At 72.7% G+C, this 8,870-nt stretch carries 6 protein-coding genes; 3 read left to right on the forward strand and 3 right to left on the reverse strand.

Going from position 1 to position 8,870, the window contains the following annotated elements; all coding sequences use genetic code 11:
• The first annotated feature begins 13 nt into the window (after nucleotides 1-13).
• On the forward strand, nucleotides 14-550 hold the full coding sequence (locus B9W62_RS32360) for an NUDIX domain-containing protein (protein WP_087810465.1): 537 nt from the start codon (nucleotides 14-16) through the stop codon (nucleotides 548-550).
• On the opposite strand, the gene B9W62_RS32365 is transcribed toward B9W62_RS32360, so the two are convergent.
• The gene (locus B9W62_RS32365; protein WP_087810466.1) at nucleotides 541-2,922 is read right to left on the reverse strand and encodes a glycoside hydrolase family 31 protein; all 2,382 of its coding nucleotides are present in this window, start codon (nucleotides 2,920-2,922) and stop codon (nucleotides 541-543) included. The genes B9W62_RS32360 and B9W62_RS32365 overlap by 10 nt on opposite strands.
• A gap of 213 nt (nucleotides 2,923-3,135) precedes the next feature.
• Here B9W62_RS32365 and B9W62_RS32370 point away from each other — a divergent pair, with 213 nt between their 5' ends.
• Together B9W62_RS32370 and B9W62_RS32375 are read left to right on the forward strand one after the other, a co-directional pair.
• Nucleotides 3,136-5,112, forward strand: a complete 1,977-nt coding sequence (locus B9W62_RS32370; protein ID WP_087810467.1) for an acetoacetate--CoA ligase — start codon at nucleotides 3,136-3,138, stop codon at nucleotides 5,110-5,112.
• 121 nt (nucleotides 5,113-5,233) lie between these two features.
• On the forward strand, nucleotides 5,234-6,136 hold the full coding sequence (locus B9W62_RS32375) for a hypothetical protein (RefSeq protein ID WP_087810468.1): 903 nt from the start codon (nucleotides 5,234-5,236) through the stop codon (nucleotides 6,134-6,136).
• Between the two features lie 70 nt (nucleotides 6,137-6,206).
• Here B9W62_RS32375 and ptsP read toward each other — a convergent pair whose 3' ends face one another.
• Nucleotides 6,207-7,877, reverse strand: a complete 1,671-nt coding sequence (gene ptsP, locus B9W62_RS32380) for a phosphoenolpyruvate--protein phosphotransferase (RefSeq protein WP_087812196.1) — start codon at nucleotides 7,875-7,877, stop codon at nucleotides 6,207-6,209.
• A gap of 104 nt (nucleotides 7,878-7,981) precedes the next feature.
• On the reverse strand, nucleotides 7,982-8,431 hold the full coding sequence (locus B9W62_RS32385) for a PTS sugar transporter subunit IIA (protein ID WP_053127856.1): 450 nt from the start codon (nucleotides 8,429-8,431) through the stop codon (nucleotides 7,982-7,984).
• Nucleotides 8,432-8,870 lie beyond the last annotated feature (439 nt).

The following is an 8,870-nucleotide window of genomic DNA, read 5'->3' on the forward strand; positions in this document are numbered from 1 at the left end:
TACAGTCCGCCGCGTGTCCGAAACTGAAACCTCCGTTCCCAACTCCGCGCCCGACTCCCACTGTTCGAGCTGCGGATCGCCCTACGGAGAGGGCGTCTCCGGCTGGCCCCGCACCTGCCCCGGGTGCGGCACCGTGGCCTACCGCAACCCGCGGCCGGTCGCGGTGGCCCTCCAGCCCGTGTACGACACGCAGGGCACCGCCCTCGTCGTCATCACCCGCACCGTGGCCCCCGCCCTCGGGGGCGTCGCCCTGCCCGGCGGCTACATCGACGACCGCGAGGACTGGCGGCAGGCCGTCGTCCGCGAACTCAAGGAGGAGACGGGCATCGACGCGGCGAGCCGCGACGTACGGCTCGCCGACGCCATGAGCTCGCCCGACGGTCACCTGCTGCTCTTCGGCCTGCTGCCCGAGCGGCCGGCCGACGGCCTGCCGCCGTCCACCGCCACGGACGAGACCGAGGGGTGGCACCTGCTGCGCGGGCCGGAGGAGCTGGCCTTCCCGCTCCACACCCGGGCCGTACGCGCGTTCTTCGAGGGCCGCTACATCTGAGCCGCGGGCTCGGCGAGCCCCCGGACGCGGACGGGCCAGGACGGCTCGCTCAGACCGTCCTCGCCCTCCCGCTCCACGACCACCCGCCGCCCCTCCCAGCGGGACACGTACCGTTCGATCTGCGGTTCCACCCAGCCGTCGCCCGCGTCCGGCACGACCAGCCCACCGCCGGTCCGCCCCCGCGCGGGCGTCCACACCTCGAGTTCCGGCGCGCCGTCCTCACCGCGCACCGGAACGACCGCTCCCGCGCGCGCGAACACCGGAATCCGCGCCCGGGGAGCGTCGACCAGCACCTGCGCCGGCCCCTCGTACGCCCGCTCCGTCGCCACGTCGTACCAACGCCCCCGGGGCAACCGCACCGCCCGCCGGTCCGTCCCGGCACCGAGCACCGGAGCCACCAGCAGGCAGTCGCCCAGCAGAAAGGCGTCCTCGCAGTCCCGCAGCGCCCGGTCCTCCGGCGCCTGCCACCACAGGGGACGCACGTACGGAGCACCCGTACGCCGGGCCAGATGCGCCAGCGTCACGAAGTACGGCAGCAGCCGCCGCCGCTCGACGAGCGCCACGCGCGCGTGCTCCAGGACCTCGTCCCCGAACTCCCACGGCTCCCGCCGCCCCGCCGCCTGCGACCCGGCCGAGGTACGGAACAACGGCAGATAGGCGGCCAGCTGCAACCACCGCAGATAGAGCTCCGGCGACGGACTCCCCCCGGACCCGCCCACGTCCGGCCCCGCATACGGCACCCCGCACAGCCCGAGCCCCAGCACCTGCGCCAGCGACGCCCGCAACCCCGGCCAGTCCATGGCCGTGTCCCCGGACCAGGCGCCGCCGTAGCGCTGAAGGCCGGCCCATCCGGAACGGGAGAGGACGAACGGCCGCTCGTCGGGCGTCAGCGCCCGCAACCCCTCGTATGCGGCCCGCGCCATGCACAGCGCGTAGACGTTGTGCGCCTCCCGGTGGTCGCCGCCCCGGCCCTCCACCGCGTGCCGGGCCGACCGCGGCAACGTCGGCTCCCCGAAGGCGGCGTACGACGTGGGCGCGTCGAGATCGTGCCAGACGCCGGCGAACCCCCGCCCCAGCCGCTCCTCGTGGAGCCCGCCCCACCACTCCCGCACACCCGCGTGCGTGAAGTCCGGGAAGACCACCTCCCCAGGCCGCCCCACGCCCCGCACGACCGCCCCGGTGGCGTCCCGGACGAACACGTCCCCGCGCGTCCCGCCGTCGTACACCGCGTTGCCCGGCGCGAGGGGAACCGCCGGCTCGACGGCCGACACCAGCCGGACGCCCTCCCTGCGCAGCTCCTCGGCCAGCACGGGCAGCTTCGGGAACCGCTCCTCGTCGACCGTGAACACCCGCTCGCCATCGGCGTGCCCCAGGCCCAGATGCACCGCGTCCAGCGGCAGATCCCGCTCCTGATGGCCGACCACGGACCGCCTCAGGTCCTGCTCGTCGCCAGAACCCCACCGCGCGTGCTGATGCCCGAGCGCCCACGCCGGCGGCAGCGCGGGCGCCCCGGTCAGCGACGCCCAGGTCAGCAGCACGCGCGCGGGCGTACCCACCGTCACCCAGCACCGCAGCGGACCGCCGTCCATCCGCAGCACGCTCCGCCCCGCCCGGTCGTGCCCCGACCCCGCTCCCTCCTCGCCCTCCCGCAACGCCACCGTGCCGTCCCACGTGCTGTCGTGGAAGACCAGGTGCGTCCCGGCGTCCGCCACCACCAGCTGCACGGGCATCGTGACGGACGCGGCGTCCTCGGCTGCGGCGAAGGGCAGGCCGGGACCGGTGTTCCACAGCCGGTACGTGCCGTTGCGCAGCCGGGGCCCCGCGGACCGCCCGCCGAGCCCGAAGAACCGGGCGTCGGCCGCCACCTCCGACCGCTGCGTCCAACGCGCGGGACCGCCGCCGACCGGCTCCCACCAGCGGGGCGGCAGCTCACGCCGCAGCACCACACCCCCCGGCGTCCGCACCTCCACGGCGCCGTGCCGGGACACGGCCACCGTCGCCCGCTCCGCCACCACCCGCCAGCCGCCGTCCTTGTCCGGCTCCAGCACCGCCCGCGGATCCGGCTCCGGACAGCGGCCCGCCAGCGCGTACGAAGGCTCCGGGCCCGCCCCGTCCCAGCCCCAGAACACGGCTCCGTTCACCGCCACGAGGATCCGCAGCTCCGAACGCCCGAACCGGACGACACCGCCCCCGGGCCCCGGCTCCACCTCACGCATCGGACCCGGCACCCGCGCCCGCTCCGCACCCCGCGACGGCAGCCCGGCCGCATCGGCACGCCGGCTGCGCCACGCCGCCCGTACCGTACGCAACCCCTGCGCCACCCCCACGGAACCGACCGTCTTCATCGAACGCACCAGGTCACGACCGTCCATGCTGCTCACCCTGCCATCGACCGCCGCGCCCAGAGGCGTCGTTCAACTGCCGTTCACCCGTGACCGGACCACATATTCATGTCGCCGACTATGTGGGGCGCGCCCTGGTGCGGAAGTCGATCACATGGCATCGTCCCTGTCAGCCGCGTCACGCGCACACCCCAGCCCGTGCGCGGAGGACGCACACGACGCGCACAGTCCGGGAGCCGCCCCATGCCGACCGAGAACCCCCAGCCGCTCTGGCAGCCGGATGCACGACGCATCGCCCAGGCCCGCATCACCAGGTTCCAGACCTGGGCGTCCGAACACCACGGAGCGCCCGCCGACGGCGGGTACGCCGCCCTGCACCGCTGGTCCGTCGACGAGCTGGACACCTTCTGGAAAGCCGTCACGGAGTGGTTCGACGTCCGCTTCTCCACCCCCTACGCGCGCGTGCTCGGCGACCGGACCATGCCCGGCGCCCAGTGGTTCCCCGGCGCCACCCTGAACTACGCCGAACACGCCCTGCGCGCGGCCGCCACCCGCGCGGACGAACCGGCGCTCCTGCACGTCGACGAGACCCACGAGCCGACCCCCGTCTCCTGGGCCGAGCTGCGCCGCCAGGTCGGCTCCCTCGCCGCCGAACTGCGCGCCCTCGGCGTACGCCCCGGCGACCGCGTCAGCGGCTACCTCCCCAACATCCCGCAGGCCGTGGCCGCCCTCCTCGCCACCGCAGCCGTGGGCGGCGTCTGGACCTCCTGCGCGCCCGACTTCGGCGCCCGCAGCGTCCTGGACCGCTTCCAGCAGGTCGAACCCGTCGTCCTGTTCACCGTCGACGGCTACCGCTACGGCGGCAAGGAACACGACCGCCGCGACACCGTCGCCGAACTCCGCCGGGAACTGCCCACCCTCCGCGCGGTGATCCACATCCCGCTCCTCGGCACCGAGGCCCCGGACGGCGCGCTGGACTGGGAGACCCTGACCGCCGCGGACACGGAACCGGTCTTCGAGCAGGTGCCCTTCGACCACCCCCTGTGGGTGCTCTACTCCTCCGGCACCACCGGCCTGCCCAAGGCCATCGTCCAGTCCCAGGGCGGCATCCTCGTCGAGCACCTCAAGCAACTCGGCCTGCACTGCGACCTCGGCCCCGAGGACCGCTTCTTCTGGTACACGTCGACCGGCTGGATGATGTGGAACTTCCTCGTCTCCGGTCTGCTCACCGGCACCACGATCGTCCTCTACGACGGCAGCCCCGGCTTCCCGGCCACGGACGCCCAGTGGCGGATCGCGGAACGCACCGGCGCCACCCTCTTCGGCACCTCCGCCGCCTACGTCATGGCCTGCCGCAAGGCCGACGTCCACCCGGCCCGCGACCTGGACCTCTCCGCGATCCAGTGCGTCGCCACCACCGGCTCCCCGCTCCCGCCCGACGGCTTCCGCTGGCTGCACGACGAGTTCGCCGCGAGCGGTGCCGACCTGTGGATCGCCTCCGTCAGCGGCGGCACCGACGTCTGCTCCTGCTTCGCGGGCGCCGTCCCCACCCTCCCGGTCCACATCGGCGAACTCCAGGCACCCGGCCTCGGCACCGACCTCCAGTCCTGGGACCCGAGCGGCAACCCCCTCACCGACGAGGTCGGCGAGCTGGTCGTCACCAACCCCATGCCCTCGATGCCGATCCGCTTCTGGAACGACCCCGACGGCAGCCGCTACCACGACAGCTACTTCGACACCTATCCCGGCGTCTGGCGGCACGGCGACTGGATCACCCTCACCTCCCGCGGCTCCGTCGTCATCCACGGCCGCTCCGACTCCACCCTCAACCGGCAGGGCGTGCGCATGGGCTCGGCCGACATCTACGAGGCCGTCGAGCGGCTCCCCGAGATCAGGGAGTCCCTCGTCATCGGCATCGAACAGCCCGACGGCGGCTACTGGATGCCCCTCTTCGTACACCTGGCCCCCGGCGCCGCCCTCGACGACGCCCTCCTGGACCGCATCAAGCAGACCATCCGCGCGAATCTGTCCCCGCGCCACGTCCCCGACGAGGTCATCGAGGTGCCCGGCATCCCGCACACCCTGACCGGCAAACGCATCGAGGTCCCGGTCAAGCGCCTCCTCCAGGGCACCCCCCTGGACAAGGCCGTCAACCCCGGCTCCATCGACAACCTCGACCTGCTCCACTTCTATGAGGACCTCGCCCACAAACGCTCCTGACCAGGACACCGACGAGCCGGCCGCCCCGCACGGCGGCCGGCTCCCCGCGCCCGCCCGACGCCGTTGTCAGTGCCGCCGATTACTGTGAGTGAGCATTGATCGACCATGCACAGGGGGAAACATGGCGCACACCGACCAGACCGGCCACACCATGCGACGCGTTCTGCGCCGCGAGATCGCGGGCACCATCGGCCTGCTCACCGACGAACACGACTTCCGCGCCATGCGGCGCTACCGCAGCTTCACCTTCCACGACCACACCGCCTACCTCCACCAGGTGGAAGCCCTGCTCAGGACCCGCGCCGCCCAGGGCACCCACACCACGGTCGCGCTCTTCGACCCGGAGGAGTACGCCGACTTCTGCACGGTCGCGGGCCTCGACGCCGACGCCCCCGCCAGCCGCGCCCGCTTCACCGCCGAACTCGCCGCCCACGGCCCCACCGTGCCCTACGAGGGCCAGCCCCTCGCCGACCTGCTCCCGGCCCTGGTCGACGAAGCCGTCCGCCAAGCCACCTGGGAGTACACGTCGGCCCTGCTCGCCCGCCTCGGCGCCTGCGCCACCTGCGGCGAGGACCTCGGCCGAGCCGCCTTCACCCGCGCCACCCGCCTCCTGCGCCGCGTCCTCGAAACGGCACCACCGGGCAACCGGCACCTGGTGTGCAGCGTCTCGGGCCATCCCGAGGAGACCCTGGTCTCCGTCCTCCTCGTCGACGCGGAGACCGACGGCACCCCGCAGATCGACGAGGCCGAGGCCCTGGAGTTCACCAGCGTCCTCGCCCTCGGTCTGGCGACCCACAGCCCCGGCGGACTCGTCATGCGGATCAGCGCCTCCGGAAGCCCCGACCGCATCCACGGCTGGCGTCTGCGGGGATACGGCCTCGAACCGCTCACCGCCGCCGAGGTCTTCGACGCCTACTGCACCGACGTCGAGTCCGGCGACCTCATCTCCCCCGAGTCCAACGTCGACTACTGCGCACCGCCCGACCTCGGCGACGACCTCCTGCCACCGGGACACCACCACTGAACGCGAGCGGGGCGCCCCACCCGAAGGTGGAACGCCCCGCACCACAGCCCCAGCGGCAGGCCGCACCCGGCTACTCGCCGGACAGCACCGCCTGCGCGGCGTTCCGCGCCTCCTCGGCACTGTCCGCCGCGCGAGCGGCCGCCGCGGCACGCTCGCACTGCGCCAACGTGAACTTCGCCAGCGTCGCCCGCACGTACGGCAGCGACGCCGCACCCATGGACAGAGAGGTGACACCGAGACCGGTCAGCACACACGCGAGCAGCGGATCCGAAGCGGCCTCACCACAGACACCGCAGCTCTTGCCCTCGGCCTTCGCCGCCTCGGCCGACAGCGCGACCAGGTCGAGCAGCGCGGGCTGCCACGGGTCCTGCAGCCGCGACACCGCGCCCACCTGGCGGTCGGCGGCGAAGGTGTACTGCGCGAGGTCGTTCGTCCCCAGCGACAGGAACTCCACCTCTTGCAGCACCGAACGGGCCCGCAGCGCGGCCGACGGGATCTCCACCATCGCGCCGAACTTCGCCCGCAGCCCCGCTTCACGGCACGCGTCCGCGAACGCCTTGGCGTCGGCACGGTCCGCGACCATCGGCGCCATGACCTCGAGGTAGACCGGCAGGCCCTCCGCCGCCTTCGCCAGCGCCGTCAGCTGGGTACGCAGCACGTCCGGGTGGTCGAGCAGCGTCCGCAGCCCGCGCACGCCCAGCGCCGGGTTCGGCTCGTCGCCCGGGGTGAGGAAGTCCAGCGGCTTGTCGGCGCCGGCGTCCAGCACCCGCACCACGACCCGGCCCTCCGGGAACGCCTCGAGCACCTGGCGGTAGGCGGTGACCTGCTTCTCCTCCGACGGCGCGTTCTCGCTGTCGTCCAGGAACAGGAACTCGGTGCGGAACAGCCCGACACCCTCCGCGCCCGCCTCGACCGCCGCGGGCACGTCGGCGGGACCACCGATGTTCGCCAGCAGCGGCACCTTGTGACCGTCCGAGGTCGCACCCGGCCCCGTCGCGGCGGCCAGCGCGGCCTTGCGCTCGGCGGCCTCGGCCGTCAGCCGGGCCTTCTTCTCCTCACCGGGATTCACGAAGATCTCACCGGTGCTGCCGTCGACGGCGACGACGGTGCCCTCGGGAAGCTCCCCGGCACCCGGCAGGGCCACCACGGCAGGCACCCCGAGCGCCCGCGCGAGAATCGCGCTGTGGCTGGTCGGCCCACCCTCCTCGGTGACGAAGCCGAGGACGAGCGTCGGGTCGAGCAGCGCGGTGTCGGCCGGCGCCAGATCCCGCGCGATGAGGACGTACGGCTCGTCGCTGTCCGGCACTCCGGGCATCGGCACCCCGAGCAGACGGGCGACGATACGATTCCGCACGTCGTCGAGGTCCGCCACCCGGCCGGCCAGATACTCCCCGGCACCGGCCAGCAGGGCACGGTACGCGGCGAAGGCGTCGTACACGGCGCGCTCTGCCGTGCTCCCGACGGTGATCCGACGCTCGACGTCGGCCATCAGCTCGGGGTCCTGGGCCATCATGGCCTGCGCCTCGAGCACGGCTTGGGCCTCGCCGCCGGCCAAATTGCCGCGCGCCATCAGATCGGCCGCCACGGCTTCCACGGCCTTGCGGGCGCGCCCCTGCTCGCGCTCCGCGTCCTCGGCCGGAATCTGCTTCGCCGGCGGCTCCAGAACCGCCGTCCCCATGTGCCGAACCTCGCCGATCGCCACACCGTGGCTCACGCCGACGCCTCGCAGCGTTGTCTCCATCTCACCCGTCCCGATAATGCGGCGGGTCCCGCCGCCGCGGTGGTTGTCCTGCCAGCCGTCGATGCCGTCGATGCCGTCGTGCCACGGCATCGACGGCGTCGACGTCACTTCCAGAGGAAGAGGCTCTCGCCGGCCTTCACTTCGCCGTCCTCCCGGAGTTCGGTGAGGGCCTCGGCGGTGGCCTCCAGGGCCACGATCGGGCAGATCGGCGACTTGCCCGCGGCCTCGACCGCGGCCGGGTCCCAGCGCACCACGCCCTGACCGCGCACGACGGTGTCGCCCTTGTTCACGAGCAGCTCGAAGCCCTCGCCGTTGAGCTGCACGGTGTCGATGCCGAGGTGGGTGAGCACACCGTGCCCGCTCTCGTCGACGACGACGAAGGCGTGCGGGTGCAGGGAAACGATGACGCCGTCGACCGGGGCGACCGCCTCGGAGGGCTCCCGCACGGGGTCGATGGCGGTGCCCGGGCCGACCATGGCCCCGGAGAAGACGGGATCGGGCACAGCGGCCAGGCCGATGGCGCGTCCTGCGAGCGGGGACGAGACGGTGGTCATGGGAAGCCTCCCAGGGCGGAGATCTGTTACGGGCCGCCACTGCCTGTCCCGGACGGCACACTGAGCAGCAGGGTATGTCATAGGAAGTACCGGTTCCGCATGGGTGTTCCGTTTAGAGGTCTAGACCACACTCGTCACGGATTTGCACCCGTTCCGCGGCTCCGTGTACAGTTGTTGATCCTGCCTGAGGTTGAGCGATGCGCAGCAAGGCGTCCTCGCCCCGGCAGTACCCAACTCATCGGATCCTATCGCTGGATCGCCTTCTGCATGCCCGCAGGACGGTGGTCAGAGGCACCGGGAAAGCCTGATAGTGTTGGAAACACCGAAGGGAAGCGCCCGGAGGAAAGCCCGAGAATCTCTTGGGTGAGTACAAAGGAAGCGTCCGTTCCTTGAGAACTCAACAGCGTGCCAAAAGTCAACGCCAGATATGTTTATACCC

Origin of the sequence: Streptomyces sp. CS113, assembly GCF_002188365.1 — a bacterium.
GTDB classification, from domain to species: domain Bacteria; phylum Actinomycetota; class Actinomycetes; order Streptomycetales; family Streptomycetaceae; genus Streptomyces; species Streptomyces tendae.